This window comes from Zwartia hollandica, assembly GCF_019923725.1.
In the GTDB taxonomy this organism is placed as follows: domain Bacteria; phylum Pseudomonadota; class Gammaproteobacteria; order Burkholderiales; family Burkholderiaceae_B; genus Zwartia; species Zwartia hollandica.
On sequence record NZ_JAHXRI010000006.1, the window covers coordinates 71,693 to 88,277 of the forward strand.

A 16,585-nucleotide genomic window follows, 5' to 3' on the forward strand; every position below is an offset into this window, starting at 1 on the left:
GACGCTTGTTGCGCGGTGTTGCACAAAAAGCCTCTCATCCTCTATGCTGCAACCTCGCACTTATGTGCTTAGGCGTCTTTCCCAATAAGATTTTAGCGATGCCTAGGCTGAACTGTGCCTATAATTCACGACACACCATACCGCAGCATTGCGCTAACAGGAGATACAAATGGGTAAATTCGTACAACTAAAGGCTTCAGACGGCCACCAATTTGACGCTTACGTTGCCGAGCCCTCAGGCAAACCTCGTGGACTCGTTGTAATCGCACCAGAGATCTTTGGTGTGAACAGCCATATTCAATCCGTCACCGATGGCTATGCACAAGATGGCTACATGGCTATAGCACCCGCATTTTTTGATCGCGGCCAGCGCAAGTACGACGCAGGCTACACTCAGCCCGATATCGCTGCCGGCGTTGAGATCATGAAAAAAATCAGCTTCGATGACGCTATGCTAGATGTCGCCGCTGCACTGGAGTACGGCAAGGCAGCGGGGAAGGCTGGAATCGTAGGCTATTGCTGGGGCGGCGTGCTTGCTTGGCTCGCAGCAGGGCGTGTCGCGGGTCTGAGCTGCTCAGCACCTTATTACGGCGGCGCAATTCCGAATTTCCTGAAGGAAACTCCAAAGTGCCCAGTCATGTTCCATTTTGGTGAAACAGATCACTCAATCACACTCGAGCAGGCAAAAGTCGTAGCAGCTGCCTATCCCAAAGAGCAAAGCTTTTTCTACCCAGCTGGTCATGGCTTTAACTGCGACCAACGGGGCTCCTATGATGCGGCATCTGCAAAATTGGCGCGCGAACGCACAATCGAATTGCTGCGTAAACACGTAGGCTAATCGCTCGTAGTAAGTATCAATAAGAAGGCGGCCCGCGCTTTTGCACGGGCCGCCTTTTTTTATCCGCTTTTATTTTTTACCTGAGGCGAGTCCAGGCAAATCGGATACGCGCGGGATCTTATCAAGAGACATCAATGCATCAAACAGTTGACGGGAAGAAAACTCAACTTGTCCAACACGTGCACAGTCCTCAAACTTCGCCCACAATTGCTCGCGACTGAGGGGCAAATCGGGACCGCCACGCACAGCGACTACTTGACGACTTTCAATTGTCTTTCCGTCCTTCAGTTTGACGGTGACTAGATCGAAGGGCGAATAGCCCGGCAGGTTAGGATGCTCCTTTTCATCGGCGATAACCATCACTTTTTTCATCAGGTCTTGTACATCTTGGCGTACGACGAAATCATCGACTAGCTCAGTCAACCCGGCACGTCCAGCGACAACACACGACGCCATCGCAAATTCCATGCTGAACTTTGCTTCGAGCCCAGTTTGAGGATTGTGATTACGCAAAACCTTGGTGTTGCGCGCACTCGTCATCGCGGTAATCGATTCGATCTCTTCACCATTAATGGCATGTTCTGCCACAAGGTCTAACATGCCATCGAGCGCACGATGTGTACAAAAGCACAGAGGATACTTCTTAACCGACAGCTTACTGATCGCCAGTTTCCAAGGGTTACCTGCTTGTACAGGACTTGACACGTCAAAGCGACCGCCGGGAGATACTGCAGACAAAAAGCCTTGAGGATGCTCCAACGCATCCGTCGATGACGTAAAACCTGCCTTCACCAAGCGTGCTGCCATGACACCCGATTGGGCGGAGCGCCCTGCATGAAACGGCTTAGTCATCGTGCCGAAATTTGCCATGGTGCCAGCACTTTGCGACGCACCCATCGAGATTGCCATCGCGCACTGCTCTGCATTTAGCTTGTTTAACGATGCGCACGCAGCTGCCGAGCCGATCGCACCTAAGATGCCGGTGGGATGCCATCCTTTGGTGTGGTAATGATCAGGATCGCGCCGAGCGAGTTCGGCCCAAACCTCGTACCCTGCCGCGTATGCAACCACCATATCGCGACCCGATGAGCCCAGCGCCTGCGCCTCTGCCAAAATAGCTGGCACGAGTACCGTGCTTGGATGACCCTTGAGCGCAACATCATCAAAGTCCAGCGCATGGGCAGCAACGCCATTAATCCAAGCCGCATCTGGCGCACTTGCCGTCTGTGAGCCGAATAGCAACGTCGAAGGGCCGGGCTGCGGAGCAAGTACTTCAGTCAATATCCGAGTGGGTGGCTCCTCCCTGCCGGCCAACATCACACCAACGCAATCGGCAAAGCCGGTATAAATAACTTCAAGCGCATCCTTAGGAATCTGCTCAAACTTTAAACTTGCGACAAAGCGACCGAGGTCGCGTGTGATATCGGTCATGATGGATTTCCTCGCTTAAGCGTTCGCAGCCATAGAAGCCTTAACCTTCTCACGCAATTTATTGAGCGAGCCTCCTTTCATGACAGAACCAGGCAGGGGGTGACCCACTACTTGCTCAGCAAGCAATGCGGACTCGATCAGTTTCTCTAGATCAATGCCTGTTTCGATGCCCATCTCGTGACACATAAAGACGAGATCTTCTGTGCAGACGTTACCCGAGGCGCCCGAATGCGATGCGAAGGGGCATCCACCCAAGCCAGCGACAGCCGCATCAAAAATTGCGACGCCCATTTCCATACCAGCATAGGCATTTGCGATCCCCATGCCGCGCGTGTCATGCAAATGCAGGGACAACTGCAGATCAGGATATTTGTCACGTACCGCACCGACCACCTTGCGAATCGAGCCAGGTGTCGCCCACGCCATCGTGTCCGCTAGCGACAGAACTTCGAGCTTGAACTTGTGCTCATCCGCCAGGTCATGAAAGGTCTGGATTAAATCCAATATGCGCGATACCGGAATATCCCCTTCAAAGTTACAACCAAAAACAGCCATGATGCTAGCGCGATTAATTGGCACCTTGTAGTGATTGAACATCCCAATCATCGAGCGGACGGCCTCAACGTTTTGAACGAGCGTGCGTTTCTGATTGCGCAGCAAGAATTTTTCAGAGGCGGTGAGGGACAGCGAACCGCGAATGTCCAGTTTTTGTGTCGCGATTGCGCGCTCAAGTCCCTTGTCGTTTAGCCACAGGCCTGTGTAACGCACACCAGGCTTGCGCTTAAAACCAGCGACGATCTCTGGCGCATCAGCCATCTGGGGAACAGCTGCTGGGCTCACGAAAGAGGTCACTTGGATTTGTTCAAGTCCGGTCTCAGAAAGGCTATCGATCAATTCGATTTTGCGTGAAGTCGGAATCGGACCTTTCTCAATCTGCATCCCTTCGCGAGGGCCTTCTTCCAGGATACGTACGCGCTTTGGCAAGTCTGACATGTTTGCTCCTATTTATAAGTGTGTGTCGCGTAAGCGACTTGAAACGACAAATAATTGGATTCAGAGTAATACCAGCGCCAAGTCGATGTCAACGCAGGCCGTTGACACTTCCAATATGTGATCAAACGGCCCTTAGTCAGGATACGACGCCTTGGAAGTGCCTGATTGACAAGGAGTACGCTTAGACCTAGGATTGCCGACAAGAAAAAGAAGATATTAGGGGACAACGATGCAGTGCAGCTCTCGATGAACGCGGAAAGAACTGGGGCCCTCTTCTGGCTTCTTTTTGGCTGCGCCGCAATATACGGCGGGCTAGACCTAGAACTCGGCACAATGCAAGAGCCCGGCTCGGGCTTTCTGACTTTCGTGGCTGGCAGCTTCGTCAGCTGTATGGCCCTAATCATCATTGTTCAGTCTTATCGTGAGGATCAAACGACCTCCAAGCGCGTGACAGACCTTTGGAAAGGCAAAAAGTGGAAACGGGCGGTGGCAATCACCCTTCTAATCACACTATTTATCCTCTCATTTGAAAAACTCGGCTTTTTTGTCTGCAGCCTAGTGCTTCTCATTGTCATCATGCGCTGGCTTGAGGGTCTAAGCTGGAAACTGTGTCTACTCGTGCCATCCATTGCAATCGGAACGACCTACGTTGTCTTCAAGTTCTTCATGAACATCTCGCTTCCCGCGGGAATTTTCGGTTTCTGACGAGAGAACGCACACATGGATTTCGCAGACAACCTACTCACCGGCTTATCGGTCGCCTTTCAACCACATAACCTCCTGTTTTGTTTTTTAGGCGTTCTGATTGGCACACTGATTGGCGTGTTGCCTGGGCTGGGACCTGTCGGTGCGATGTCCATCCTTTTGCCCGTTACATTTGGCATCTCCCCGGTCACGGCCATCATCATGCTTTCTGGCATCTACTACGGCGCACAGTATGGGGGTTCCACGACATCCATCTTGGTGGGTATTCCCGGCGAAGCGGCCTCGGTTGTCACGATGCTTGATGGCCACCAAATGGCACTCAAAGGCCGTGCAGGCCCTGCGCTTGGCATCTCCGCCTTCGGCTCGTTTATTGCGGGCACCTTGGGCATCATCGGCTTGATGCTTTTGGCACCACCGTTAGCAGCCATTGCGCTCAGGTTCGGACCGCCCGAATATTTTGCCTTGATGATTATGGGTCTGATTATTCTGACCTACCTCGCGCAAAAATCAATGGTGAAGTCACTGATGATGGCAGGGGTCGGCATCTTAGTCGGCATGGTTGGGCTAGACACAATGACTGGCATGCCGAGGTTTACCTTTGACATCCCAGATCTCATCGACGGTATTGGCATCGCCCCGCTCGCGATGGGGTTGTTTGGCGTGTCCGAGATATTGCTCAATGTCGAGCAAACGATCAAGCAAAGTGTTGTAGTCAAACAAGTCAAAAATCTTTTGCCTAGCAAACAAGACTGGAAAGACTCGGCGATGCCTATTGCGCGCGGCTCGATTACCGGTTTTTGTCTTGGCATTTTGCCAGGCGGTGGAGCGGTTCTCGCTTCCTTCATTTCTTATGGTGTTGAGAAGCGCCTATCCAAGCACCCTGAAACCTTTGGTCATGGGGCTATCGCCGGCGTGGCCGGGCCAGAATCTGCCAACAATGCAGCCGCCCAAGCCGCTTTTATTCCGCTGCTAACTCTGGGCATCCCAGCGAACGCAGTCATGGGAATTTTGCTCGGCGCATTGCTTATTCATGGCATCACACCAGGCCCCATGATGATTGAAAAAAATCCTCAGCTTTTTTGGGGAACAGTCACGAGCATGTACGTTGGCAACATCATGCTGCTTGTGCTTAATCTACCCTTAATTGGTCTTTGGGTACGTTTGCTAAAAGTTCAGTACGCCGTGCTCTTTCCACTTATCCTTTTTATTGCACTGATAGGCGCCTACGTGATCAATGGCAGTGAAATGGACTTGTACCTGATGCTGTTTTTTGGTGTGATCGGCTACTTGATGCGTAAGTTTGAATACGAGCCGGCGCCGTTAATTCTTGCTTTCGTTTTAACGAACATACTGGAAGACTCACTGCGCCAGTCACTCATCATATCTGGGGGGAGCATGTCGATTTTCGTCACACGTCCGATCGCTGCAGGCTTTCTGTTTGTCTCACTCGTACTGCTTATTACGGCAGTAATGCCAAGCATCCGCAAGAAACGCAGTGCCTTGGCGGCTACTGCCGATGAAAATGCTTAACACAACTTATCCATCTCTTTACTGAGGACGCAAATGAAAATCAAATCAGCCTTACGCGCCACTGGAGTAGCCGGAGCTCTCTTAACCTCCTTGATACTTCCTGCAGCAGCCCAAGCGCAGTACCCTGACAAGCCGATTACCTTGTACGTCGCGTTTGCGGCAGGCGCCACAACCGATGTCACCGCCCGTGCTCTGGCACAAGGTGCTGAAAAGATATTGGGTGTCCCAATTACCGTTGAGAATAAAGGTGGTGGTGGAGCGACCGTTGCAAACGGATTGCTTGCAAGCAAGAAGCCCGATGGCTACTCCCTCTTGGTGACCTCAACGGGTTCCATTACGGTACGCCCGCTTCTAATGAAGCTTGCCTACACACCCAAAGACTTCCGCGTCCTGATGCAGTACACCTTTTACATTGGCGGGCTCGTTGTTCCGGCGGACTCACCTTGGAAAACGGTCGATGACTTCGTTGCACATGCAAAAAAGAATCCAGGAATGACCTATGCGTCGAGCGGCCCAAACACGCAACAGCAAATCGGCGTGGAGTCCTTCGCACGCTGCAAGGGCTTAACGTTTAAACACGTTCCGACAAAAGGTGGTTCTGCTGCCAACACCGCTCTAATGGGAAAGCACGTCGACTTTATAGCGGGGTCTGGCTCGCACATCCCTCTGGTTCAGCAAGGCACGTTTCGCGAGCTCGTTACTTTTCACGTAGATGCTAGAGACCCTAAACGCCCCGACATTCCTGTCATGAAGGACATTGGCTGTCCACCAACTAATCCGCCAAACGGAATGATTGTTATAGCTCCGGCAGGACTGCCAGACCCAATAGCCGTAAAACTTACTGCAGCATTCAAACAGGTCTCAGACACGCCTGAATTTAAAAAGTTGTTGGACAAATACAATCTTGACTATGCCTACGAAGATGGTAAGTCTGTACAAGATAAATTTCCAGCCGAAATTGAGTGGTACAAAAAATATTTTACCGACGCTGGCATGACACTTAGATAATTGAAACAGGATCAAAATATGAAGCAAATTAACCCTCAAAATATCACCTGGGACGCGACGGCAGACCTCGTCGTTGTGGGCTTTGGTGGAGCGGGTGCAGCCACAGCAATCACTGCGGTCGAAGCAGGTGCTTCCGTGATCATGCTGGACAAGGCGCCCGAGGGACAGGAGGGCGGCAACACGCGTGTCGCCGCGCAGGGCTATCTCAATACCTCTACACCCGAGGGCGCAGCCACCTACTTAAATGCACTGTGTGGGCCTTACACCGTACCGCAAGACATGGTTAAAGTCTGGTCGGAAGAAATGTGCAAAAACAACGAATGGCTCACCTCGATTGGCGGCGACCCACAAGAGCATCAACATAAAGTGGGAATCGAATTTCCTGATCTTCCGGGTGCCGATTCGGTGCACAAGTTTCACCATGGCGATATCCTTGGTTATTCAAAGACATGGGAAATGTTGGCTGAGGCTGTTCGTGCTCGCCCCATTGAGGTGCGCTACGAATGCCCGGCTACCCGCTTAATACAAGATCCTCTGACACAAGAAGTCATCGGCGTAGTGGCAAATCACAAAGGCAAGTCAATTAACATCAAGGCGCGTAAAGGCGTTGTCCTGACCTGTGGCGGCTTCGAAAATAATCAAGAGATGATTCGCAACTATCTCACTGGCGTGCCCTATTGCTACACATCGGGAAGTCCTTTTAATGAGGGTGACGGTGTGCGCATGGCGATGGAGCTAGGCGCTGATCTCTGGCACATGAATAACTTTGCGGGTCCGTCTATGGCGCTCAAAGTGCCGGACTATCCCACAACGTTTTCCATGATGGCCTTGCATTTTTCACATGAGCCAGCAGGTGGCATGGTTGTAGTCGGGCCCGATGGGAAACGCTTTACCGACGAAAAGTACAAAACAAGACATGGCAAAGTTGAGCATCATGGCAAGTGGTATGCCCTGCGCACCCCCTGTCCGATGTATATGGTCTTTGACCAAGCCATGATGAACGACGGCCCGATTTACGATGGAAAGCCAACCCATGGCTGGACACAAATCATGAGCGGCTACACGTGGAGCAAGGACAATAAAGCAGAACTGGGTAAGGGCTGGATCAAAACGGCCCCGACTTTAGAAGCGTTGGCAAAACTGCTGGATCTACCGGAGGGAAGTTTGGACCAGACCGCCACACGTTGGAATGCTTCGGTGGCAGCAGGAACAGACGCCGACTTTGGTCGCACCAAAATGTTCCAACCCTTTGGCGCAGGTCCGTTCTACGCAGTAGAACTTTCACCCTCCATGCTCAATACACAAGGCGGTCCACGTCGCAACGCTCGTGCCGAAATCGTCCGCCCGGACGGAACCCCTATCCCTCGCCTATACAGCGCAGGCGAGCTCGGTTCGATCTTTAGTTATTTGTACCAGGGGACCGGGAATATCGGCGAGTGCTTTGCTTTTGGTCGTATCGCTGCGCGTAGTGCAGTTGCTCAAAAAGCTTGGAGTTAAACTCCAAGCTTTTTTGGTCACCATGCACTGACTACTTTGGTGCTGGGGTGTACTTCCCGCTTAATTGCGGGGTGTGCACTCCGGGCTGCTTCGCCTCTTGTCGTTCCAGTCGAGTCTGACGTGCCCAGGTGCGTTTCAGATCATCGCGCACATTAATCGTTAAACGCCCCAAGCCCTCTGTCTCCAACTCGATCACATCTCCGTCCATAAAGGGGTTGAGGCCACGGTGATTAGTTCCGGTCGCGACAATATCCCCTGGCTCTAACGTATGGATAGAGCTAATCCACTCAATGCAGCGAGGTATGTTGTGCGCCATGTCATCTGTATTGAAATCCTGCATCAACTTTCCGTTATTCCACAGGCGAATTTGTAACTTCTGTGGATTAGGAATTTCATCGGCAGTGACAATGTAAGGTCCGATCGGTGCGAACGTATCGCGCGACTTCATCTTGAAGAAAATATTACCTTCAGGACCTAGCCCACGCGCCGATCCATCGATGAAGTTCACATAGCCAAAAATATAATTCATGGCATCTTTTGCCGCGACGTTCGTTGCACGTTTTCCAATGACCAAAGCGATCTCTGCTTCACCCTCGAAAATCGTAGCGGGTACGTCAGGCAGAACCATCGAATCTCCGGGCCCGATGATCGCGCCTGGAGCTTTTTGAAAGGCATTAATAGGTGCCGGCTCGGTTCGGGTGCCATCCTCCATGTAATTCACGGCCATACAGTCGATATGACCCGGTTTCGGCAAGGGCGGTCGAATACGCAGCGAAGTCACCGGCACCCCTTTTGCATCGATAAGGAACGCCTCGATCTTGGGCCGGTACACGTCAAAATGCGCGATCAGTCCATTAATCAAATCGTGTGGGCCTAGGTGCGGAATGTCGGCGACTACCGAGGTGACATCTACCACCTGATCACCTTTCAAAATCCCCAGCCTAAAGTCATTAAAAAATAATATTTTCATTGTTCTCATTCCCTTCAAAAAATTCCGTCGAGCGCCATGTCAACCTTAGCACTGCAACCAAAAGAGCACGGCGTCGAATGCCGGGAAGTCCATATTTTGAAAACCCACCGCTATTTACCTCGTCTACCTAAAATAGGGTGATTCGAGAGAACCTTTATGCTAGGATAAATTCCGACAAAGCGCCGTTAAATTAAAAAGAACAATAGGCGTTCGCGACTAACAATTAAAAACATTAGTCCGTACTGCCTACTGGGGAGACACACAGTGGATTTTGGATACACCAAAGAGCAACAAGCTCTGCGTACAGAGGTTTTGGATTTTATTCGCACACACCTCACCGCCGAGGTATACGCGGAACTCGATGCAGACGAAGAAGCGCTCGAAAATGGGAAAAGCGAGCGCCATCCTGGCAAAAAAGGGCCGCTCGTTAGCGCTGTCTTTAAAAAGATTGGTCAACGAGGCTGGCTAGGCTACAGCTACCCAAAAGAATATGGCGGCGGCGGCGGTGATCGCGTTGGTCAAAATATTATCGAGGAAGAGTTCCAACGAGCAGGCATACAGATGGGCCTTGCTGGGAGTGGTGCGCCAGCGATCATGGCTGCAGGAACGGAAGAGCAGAAGCGTCACTACCTGCCAAAACTAATCGCGATGGAATACACCTTTGCATTGGGCTTTACGGAGCCCCATGCAGGCGCTGACCTCGCGGCGCTCCGTTGTCGAGCCATACGCGATGGTGATCATTTCGTCATCAACGGTCAGAAAATGTACACCACAGCAGCGCATACCGCGACGCACATGTATTTGATGGCGCGCACCGACCCCGAAGCCGCGCGACACGATGGCATTTCGATTTTCCTATTTCCGATGGATACGCCTGGCTTAACTGTGCGCCCCCTTTGGACGATTCAAAACAATCCACGTGCACCTCGCGGCACCACTTATGGCGACGCGCGTAGCAACGAAGTATTTTTTGAAAATGTACGCATTCATGAGTCGTGCCTCTTAGGGCGCGAAAACCAAGGCTGGCGCGTCGGCTCGATGGGACTGAATCTAGACCGGGTCGGAGCGTCTCGCTATCTGCGGTCGGTGCGACGCGATGAGGATATCGTCAACTGGATTAAAGCCAATTCGTTTGGTGATTATGCGCCTGCAAAGAACCCAGCAATACGTGACAAAGTAGCTGAGCTCTGGATCGAAGGACAAATCTGTCGCCTGATGACTATGCGCAGTATGTCGATTGTCGAAAAAGGCGGGAACTTTACCTACGAAGGTTCTGCGGAAAAGGTATGGTCACCAGAGCATGGGGTACGCACAACAGAAGCCATCACACAAATGTTAGGGCCCTACGCGACCTTACTAAATGGTTCGCCTCATGCCGTTGAGAACGGTGTATTCGCCCACAACACCATGGGTGCGTTTCAGTCTGGCATCAATCATGGCAGCGTCCAGATTATGCGCGATCAAGTGGCAAAGCGGGGACTAGAGTTACCTTCCTCACGCCGCGCGAAATCTAAATAGCACCAGTTACAGGAAAGAATCATGGATGTATTGCTAACCGAAGAAGAACAAATGGTTGTGACGAGCGCTAGAGAATTCCTCGTTGGGGAATGCTCAACCGCGCTTGTACGAAAAATGGAACTTGATCCGCTTGGCTATCCACCGACCCTGTGGGAAAAGTGTGCCGAGATGGGATGGCCGGGAATGTGTCTTCCTGAAGAGTACGGCGGGCAAGCACTACCGCTTGCCTATTTAGGGCTGGTCTTGCAGGAAATCGGTCGGGCTGTGGCTCCAGTCCCTCTGCACAGCACCGCCGTGACCGCGATTACTCTCTCGCGGTACGCGAGTAAGTCGATGTGCGAAAAAATTCTCCCCGACGTCTGTACTGGCAAGACGATTTTGACTTGGGCATTCTCAGAAGAAGATCCCCGTTTTGTACCGGGCTCGGTCAAGATGCAAGCGCGCGCAGACGGCGATGATTTTGTATTGACCGGTAGAAAGCTGTTTGTCGATAATTTTTTGGCGTCAAGCCACTGTCTAGTCGCTTGTCGTAGTGCGGCCTCGGACGCCTCGAGCGAGGGCATTTCATTATTCTTAGTTGACACAAAGACTAAAGGCATCTCATCTACGCCCTTACGCACTCTGGCAAAAGATCAGCAGTGCGAAGTTGTCTTTAATCAAGTCCGCGTCCCGAAGTCAGCATTAGTTGGGAAACTTCATCAGGGCTGGGTGGCGATGGAGCAATTGCTTGACCTAGCAACAGTATTGCTTTGCACGCAAATGCTGGGCGCGACGCGCATGGATGCCGAGATGGCAATAGACCATGCAAAGTTTCGTGAAGCCTTTGGTCAGCCAATCGGCGCGTTTCAATCCATACAGCACATGTGTGCCGACATGATCATCTGGATCGATGGAGGCGAGTTGCTCGCCTATGAGGCCTTATGGAAAATGGATAATGGGCTGCCTGCTCAAGTTGAAGTGTCACAGGCCAAAGCGTTTTGCAATGAGAAGTGCCCTGCTGTAGCACGCAACTCGCAGTCCATCCACGGCGGCATTGGCTTCATGATGGAATTTGATCTCCACTTATGGCTACGGCGGATTACCGCTTGGTCAATGCGCCTCGGCACAAGCTTCGAGCATCGGGAGCGCATCGCGAGTGCGTTACTCGACACCCCAGGTAATGTTGTCCTTGGCGGCCCTGTTCCTCCTTTGGCCGCTTAACTATTTCGTACGAGGTAGCTTCATGAAATGTCCAGTTTGTTCAAAAAATATTGATATCGAAGGCGCAGATTCTAAAACCGGAGAGACGGCTTTTGGCGCCAAGGAAATAGACCCGTCGAAAGGTACTCGGCAATTTCACGATGGGGAATGGTATTTTTTGTGTTCACTTGGTTGTCGCACAAAATTTACGATGAGTCCGCAACGGTATCTTGCTGGAAAGGCTTAACGCAAGTATTCAACGCAGCATCAGGCAATCGTCATTACTGCCTGTGCTTAACTGGAGAGGTTCAGCATGTCTGCATTTTCCGATTCACTAAAAAAGTATATTGGCATGAAGTCCGAAACCGAGATCGCATGTGATCCGGTCGAGCACGGTGCCGTTCGTCGTTACGCACAGGCGATCATGTATGAAGATCCAATCTTTGCGAAAGCCTGCGAGAATAACGAACGTTACGGCGGTCCTGTCGCGCCACCACTATTTCCAACACATCTTTTCCGACGCCCCCTAGGAACAGAAGATCCGATACAAGCGAACGCACGGAATCCAGACTTCGACGGCATCGTCGCTGCCACAAGCTCACAAGGCCTGCCAAACATAGAACCACTAAATGGCTATGCCTTGCTGAACGGCGGCTCTGAGATCGAGTTTTTTCGTTACGCCCTGCGAGGAGAGAGGGTTAAGTTAGTGTCTCACTATGCAGACATCATTGAAAAAGAAACTAGCAAAGGTCCGATTGTTCTGGTCGTGACCGAGTCGGAATACCGCACGGGCGAAGGCGAGTTACTGATCCGCACACGTCGCACACAGATTCGGAGAAAATAAAATGGCGCTTGGCAAAACACCTTATTTTGAAGATGTCGCGGTTGGCCTCGAACTACCTGGCCTGGAAAAGGGGCCTTTGACCACGGCACACTTGATGCGTTGGTCAGCCGCCATGGAAAACTGGCACAAGATTCATTATGACAAGCCCTTTGCAATAGAACACGACAAACTACCCGGCTTGCTGATTAATGGCTCACTTAAGCAGCAATTTGTAATGCAACTGATCGCTGACTGGGCTGGTCCGCAAGGTTGGCCATGGAAAGCGAGCTTCCAGTTTCGGGCGATGAATCTGGTCGAAGAGACTGTGCGCGTCTGGGGACGTGTCACGGGAAAACGCGAGGCGCCAGACTTTGGCCTTATCGATATAGAGTTGGGCATCATCAACGACGCGGGTAAAGAGTCCACGCCGGGTACCGCTGTTGTTGCCCTCCCCTACAAAAGCGGCAAGCCTATCCCCTACCCCTTCGTTGCTCCAAAGTTATAGGTATAGGAAAAGTGAATACGCCCGTAACGTCCAAGCAACAGGTCCACGGCGCGCTTAATGGCGTGCGCGTACTGGACCTAAGTCAAGGTATTGCTGGACCTTTTGCAGCGCGTCTACTGGGTGATCATGATGCGGATGTCATCAAAGTAGAGCCTCCTCACAGGGGCGAGTCGGGCCGTAGACTTGCACCACTGAAGACCGATGCTCCCGAGCCAGAACAAAGCCTTTTGTTTCAGTATCTGAACTGGAACAAACGCAGCATTGCGCTCGACATCTCGAATACGCTCGATCAGCGTACGCTACGTGCGCTGATCGAGCGCAGTGACATTTTGATCGAAAGTTTTCGGCCAGGCACGCTCGATGCCTGGGGTATTGGCGTAGACGTGATGCTTGAATGGAATCCTAGGCTCGTCATTACATCCATCACGAACTATGGTCAAACCGGACCTTACGCACATTATGAAGCTAGCGATCTCACGTTACAGGCGATGAGCGGAATCATGGCGATCAGCGGCCAAGTCGATCGCGAACCGCTGAAGCACGGCTTATCACAATCCTACTATTGTGCGGGACTTACCGGCGCCTATGCTTCCATCATGGCCTATACCGCTGCGCAGCAGGATCAGTTTGGTGAGCATGTTGATGTGTCTATTCATGAATGCCTTGCCTCCGAACTGGTGCTTAACGAGTCTTATTATGCGTTTCTCGGTGCTGTTCAAGGGCGACGCGCTATTGTTCAAGATCCCTTCGCCGGTGAACCGATCGCCACACGCAAGGGGTTTGTCGCATTTCAAACTGGGGGCGGTGCACCCTTCGAAACATTTGCAGAGCTCTTCGATCGACCAGAGTTTTTAGAAAAACGATTTACCAGTCCCCCTGAACGCGAGAAACGCGTACCAGAGGTTCGTGCCTTGCTTGAGGAGTGCGTTGCTGACCGAGAAGCTAAGGAAGTGTTTTTAGCGGGCGCCAAAAAGAGGCTGTTACTCGGTGTCGTACAAGGCGCTAGCGATCTGCTTCAGTGTGAGCACCTAGAGGATCGCAAGGCGTTTGCAACAGTGTCTCATCCGGCGACAGAGACTGAGTTACGTTTGCCTGCGGAGCTTGCCAAGCTATCGCTCACACCTACCGCGCTCAGACGCCGTGCGCCTAGGCTTGATGAACACAGGGATGAAGTGCTTGTTGAACTACTCGGACCAAGTGACAATAAGGAAAGGGTATGAGCACTGGGAAGCCCACTCTGCCACTCGTCGGCGTTCGCGTACTCGATCTTTCATATGTATTTGCAGTGCCCTACATGGCTGGACTCCTCAGCGACCTAGGCGCGGAGGTCATCAAAATCGAAGCGCCTCACAAGCTTGATCAAACTCGAGGACGTGCATTTGGGCCTTATCTAGACAATGATCCTGCGCAAGATCCCTGGAACCGATCTGGCATCTTCTATGTTGTAAATCGTGGCAAGCGTTCACTCGCTATGGACATGAGCAAACCTGAAGGCCAGGATATTTTCAAAGAACTTGTTCGCAAGAGCGACATTGTCTTGGATAACTACACTCCCCGAGTCTTGCGTAAGTGGGGGCTCCATTACGACGAACTTAAGAAAATTAAGCCCTCTCTCATCATGTTGTCCAATACTGGCTACGGATCAACAGGACCTTGGTCTGCGTTTCCAAGCCAAGGGACAACGCTTGAAGCGACGATGGGGATCACATACTACACAGGTTACCGAGGTGACAAGCCTTGGAAAGTCGGGCAGTCTTACCCTGACTTCATCGCCTGCTGGGCGGGTTTAAACGGATTATGGGCTGCCATTAGCCACCAGAAGAAAACAGGCGAAGGACAATGGGTTGATGTCGGAATGTATCAACTCGGTGTCGCCATGATGCCAGAGCCGTTCATTCAGTTCCAACTCGACGGTACCGAACCAGAGCGCATCGGTAACGAACATGCCGAGCATGTGCCGAGCAATCTATACAAGGCAAAAGGGATCAATCAGTGGATCGCACTGACCGTTGAAACTGATGCGCAATGGCAGACCCTTACAGCCTACATGCAACAACCAACTCTGAGCACCGATCCGAACTACGCTTGCGTCCAGTCAAGGCGCCAGTACCGCAAGCGGATTGATGAAACAATCGGTGCGTGGGCTTTGCAACAAGATGCGCGCCACCTTACCGAGGCGTTACAAGCACTCGGGATCGCCGCGGGACATGTGTGCGATAGCCGCGACTTACTATCGGATCCTCACCTGATTGCAAGAGGCTTTTACGAAAAAGTTCAGCACCATGAACCTGTTGGCGAGAGGCCCATTATTGGACGCCCGTACCGACTGCGCTTTCGGGACGCAAAGATAAAAAAAGGCGGACCGCGTTTTGGTGAAGACAACACGGCTATTCTGCGCGATATTGTGGGCATGTCGGCGGAACAAATTCAAACTGCCCGAGCGAACGGTATTATTAGCGATACCCCAACGAATCCCGGCATCTCAGGTACGATGAACACCAGCATGATGCTTGATCTGGGAACATTGACTTCTGTAGACAAAAATTACAAAGACTATTTCTCTTCTAATAAGGACAGCACATGAGCAACCTCAGCCTATCGTCCGCCCTTCGTTTTTTAACAATGATCGGTATGTCGTTGATGAGTGTGTCGATCAACGCGCAGTCATACCCGAATCGCCCCATCACCTTTGTCGTTCCGTATGGACCCGGCGGATCAACCGACCCGGTGGCGCGGCAATATGCCATGCAATTGCAAAAAGCGTTGGGCGTTGAGGTCAACATAGAAAATAAGCCTGGCGGATCTGGCACGATCGGAACCGGTTTGGTGGTGCGCTCGAAACCCGATGGCTATACGCTTGGCCTAGCCACCAATAGCATTCTCGGATATCAACCACTGGTCAATGCCAATTTAGTTTTTAAAACTCCAGATCAGTATCAGCCGATCGTCAAGCTCGGGGAAATGCCTGTGATCTTAGTAGTACGTGCCGACGCGCCTTGGAAGACCTTCGCAGAGTTTGTACAGCATGTAAAGGACAATCCCGGCAAAGTGCGGGCCTCGGTTTCGGGACTGAGAACCGTTCCAGACTTATTAGCACAAGAGTTCAATATGGTCGCGGGTACGAAACTTCGTACCGTTCCATTTACGGGCGGTAGCGGAGAAGCTCTGGTGGCCCTACTTGGCAATCGTGTCGAAGCCACGCTCTTTACAGGTGCAGTTGGCATACCGAGCCATGTACAAGCGGGTAAAGTTCGAGTGTTAGCTGCTTTCAAGAAAGGGGTCTATGAGCCCGTTTCTGAGGCGCAATCCACAGTGGATGCGGGATACAACACGACCATGACCGCTTCGTTCTATGTCATCGCGCCAAAAGGTCTTGCACCGGACGTTTTGGATAAGCTCACCAAAACCTCAATGGAAATCGTTCAGAGCGCAGAATTCATCAAGTTTGCAAAGGAAGGCTACGCGCTAGACCCTAAAGGTCCGGCCGCGCTACGTGAAGAAATCGTTCGAGATACAAATACCTTCTCAGCGTTGATCAAGGCATTAGATCAAAAGTGAAATAGCTCTTTATAGATAAATTCTCGCGAG

Annotated in this window: 15 protein-coding genes; 12 read left to right on the forward strand and 3 right to left on the reverse strand. The window is 51.7% G+C overall.

Annotated features, from left to right (window positions below; translation table 11 throughout):
- Positions 1–169 precede the first annotated feature (169 nt).
- Complete coding sequence (locus KZZ10_RS03600; RefSeq protein ID WP_259660142.1) at positions 170–838, forward strand: dienelactone hydrolase family protein; 669 nt, start codon at positions 170–172, stop codon at positions 836–838.
- Between the two features lie 69 nt (positions 839–907).
- Here KZZ10_RS03600 and KZZ10_RS03605 read toward each other — a convergent pair whose 3' ends face one another.
- Positions 908–2,269 carry an MmgE/PrpD family protein gene (locus KZZ10_RS03605; protein ID WP_259660143.1) on the reverse strand — a complete coding sequence of 454 codons (1,362 nt, stop codon included), beginning with the start codon at positions 2,267–2,269 and terminating at the stop codon, positions 908–910.
- Between the two features lie 15 nt (positions 2,270–2,284).
- Positions 2,285–3,262, reverse strand: coding sequence for a hydroxymethylglutaryl-CoA lyase (locus tag KZZ10_RS03610; protein WP_259660144.1), 978 nt, complete (start codon positions 3,260–3,262; stop codon positions 2,285–2,287).
- Positions 3,263–3,508: 246 nt separating this feature from the next.
- Here KZZ10_RS03610 and KZZ10_RS03615 point away from each other — a divergent pair, with 246 nt between their 5' ends.
- Genes KZZ10_RS03615 through KZZ10_RS03630 form a run of 4 tightly spaced genes read left to right on the forward strand, consistent with a single transcriptional unit; the run spans position 3,509 to position 8,002 of the window.
- Complete coding sequence (locus KZZ10_RS03615) at positions 3,509–3,967, forward strand: tripartite tricarboxylate transporter TctB family protein (RefSeq protein ID WP_259660145.1); 459 nt, start codon at positions 3,509–3,511, stop codon at positions 3,965–3,967.
- A gap of 15 nt (positions 3,968–3,982) precedes the next feature.
- Positions 3,983–5,497: a tripartite tricarboxylate transporter permease gene (locus KZZ10_RS03620; RefSeq protein WP_259660146.1), complete on the forward strand. Its 1,515-nt coding sequence runs from the start codon at positions 3,983–3,985 to the stop codon at positions 5,495–5,497.
- Positions 5,498–5,530: 33 nt separating this feature from the next.
- Positions 5,531–6,505, forward strand: a complete 975-nt coding sequence (locus KZZ10_RS03625) for a Bug family tripartite tricarboxylate transporter substrate binding protein (protein WP_259660147.1) — start codon at positions 5,531–5,533, stop codon at positions 6,503–6,505.
- Between the two features lie 18 nt (positions 6,506–6,523).
- Positions 6,524–8,002, forward strand: a complete 1,479-nt coding sequence (locus tag KZZ10_RS03630) for an FAD-dependent oxidoreductase (RefSeq protein ID WP_259660148.1) — start codon at positions 6,524–6,526, stop codon at positions 8,000–8,002.
- A gap of 31 nt (positions 8,003–8,033) precedes the next feature.
- On the opposite strand, the gene KZZ10_RS03635 is transcribed toward KZZ10_RS03630, so the two are convergent.
- Complete coding sequence (locus KZZ10_RS03635; protein WP_259660149.1) at positions 8,034–8,972, reverse strand: fumarylacetoacetate hydrolase family protein; 939 nt, start codon at positions 8,970–8,972, stop codon at positions 8,034–8,036.
- A gap of 264 nt (positions 8,973–9,236) precedes the next feature.
- Between KZZ10_RS03635 and KZZ10_RS03640 the strand changes: the two genes are divergently transcribed.
- The 7 genes from KZZ10_RS03640 (at position 9,237) to KZZ10_RS03670 (ending at position 16,555) form a co-directional block, all read left to right on the forward strand.
- A complete protein-coding gene (locus KZZ10_RS03640; protein WP_259660150.1) occupies positions 9,237–10,490 on the forward strand; it encodes an acyl-CoA dehydrogenase family protein in 1,254 nt (417 codons plus the stop codon).
- Between the two features lie 21 nt (positions 10,491–10,511).
- Complete coding sequence (locus KZZ10_RS03645) at positions 10,512–11,690, forward strand: acyl-CoA dehydrogenase family protein (protein WP_259660151.1); 1,179 nt, start codon at positions 10,512–10,514, stop codon at positions 11,688–11,690.
- A 292-nt stretch (positions 11,691–11,982) separates the two neighbouring features.
- The gene (locus KZZ10_RS03650; protein WP_259660152.1) at positions 11,983–12,513 is read left to right on the forward strand and encodes an FAS1-like dehydratase domain-containing protein; all 531 of its coding nucleotides are present in this window, start codon (positions 11,983–11,985) and stop codon (positions 12,511–12,513) included.
- Position 12,514: 1 nt separating this feature from the next.
- The gene (locus KZZ10_RS03655) at positions 12,515–12,997 is read left to right on the forward strand and encodes a hotdog family protein (protein WP_259660153.1); all 483 of its coding nucleotides are present in this window, start codon (positions 12,515–12,517) and stop codon (positions 12,995–12,997) included.
- Between the two features lie 11 nt (positions 12,998–13,008).
- Positions 13,009–14,217 carry a CaiB/BaiF CoA transferase family protein gene (locus KZZ10_RS03660; RefSeq protein ID WP_259660154.1) on the forward strand — a complete coding sequence of 403 codons (1,209 nt, stop codon included), beginning with the start codon at positions 13,009–13,011 and terminating at the stop codon, positions 14,215–14,217.
- Positions 14,214–15,581, forward strand: coding sequence for a CaiB/BaiF CoA transferase family protein (locus KZZ10_RS03665; RefSeq protein WP_259660155.1), 1,368 nt, complete (start codon positions 14,214–14,216; stop codon positions 15,579–15,581). The genes KZZ10_RS03660 and KZZ10_RS03665 overlap by 4 nt, the downstream gene beginning before the upstream one ends.
- On the forward strand, positions 15,578–16,555 hold the full coding sequence (locus KZZ10_RS03670; RefSeq protein ID WP_259660156.1) for a Bug family tripartite tricarboxylate transporter substrate binding protein: 978 nt from the start codon (positions 15,578–15,580) through the stop codon (positions 16,553–16,555). Before KZZ10_RS03665 ends, KZZ10_RS03670 begins: the two co-directional genes overlap by 4 nt.
- Positions 16,556–16,585: the final 30 nt, after the last annotated feature.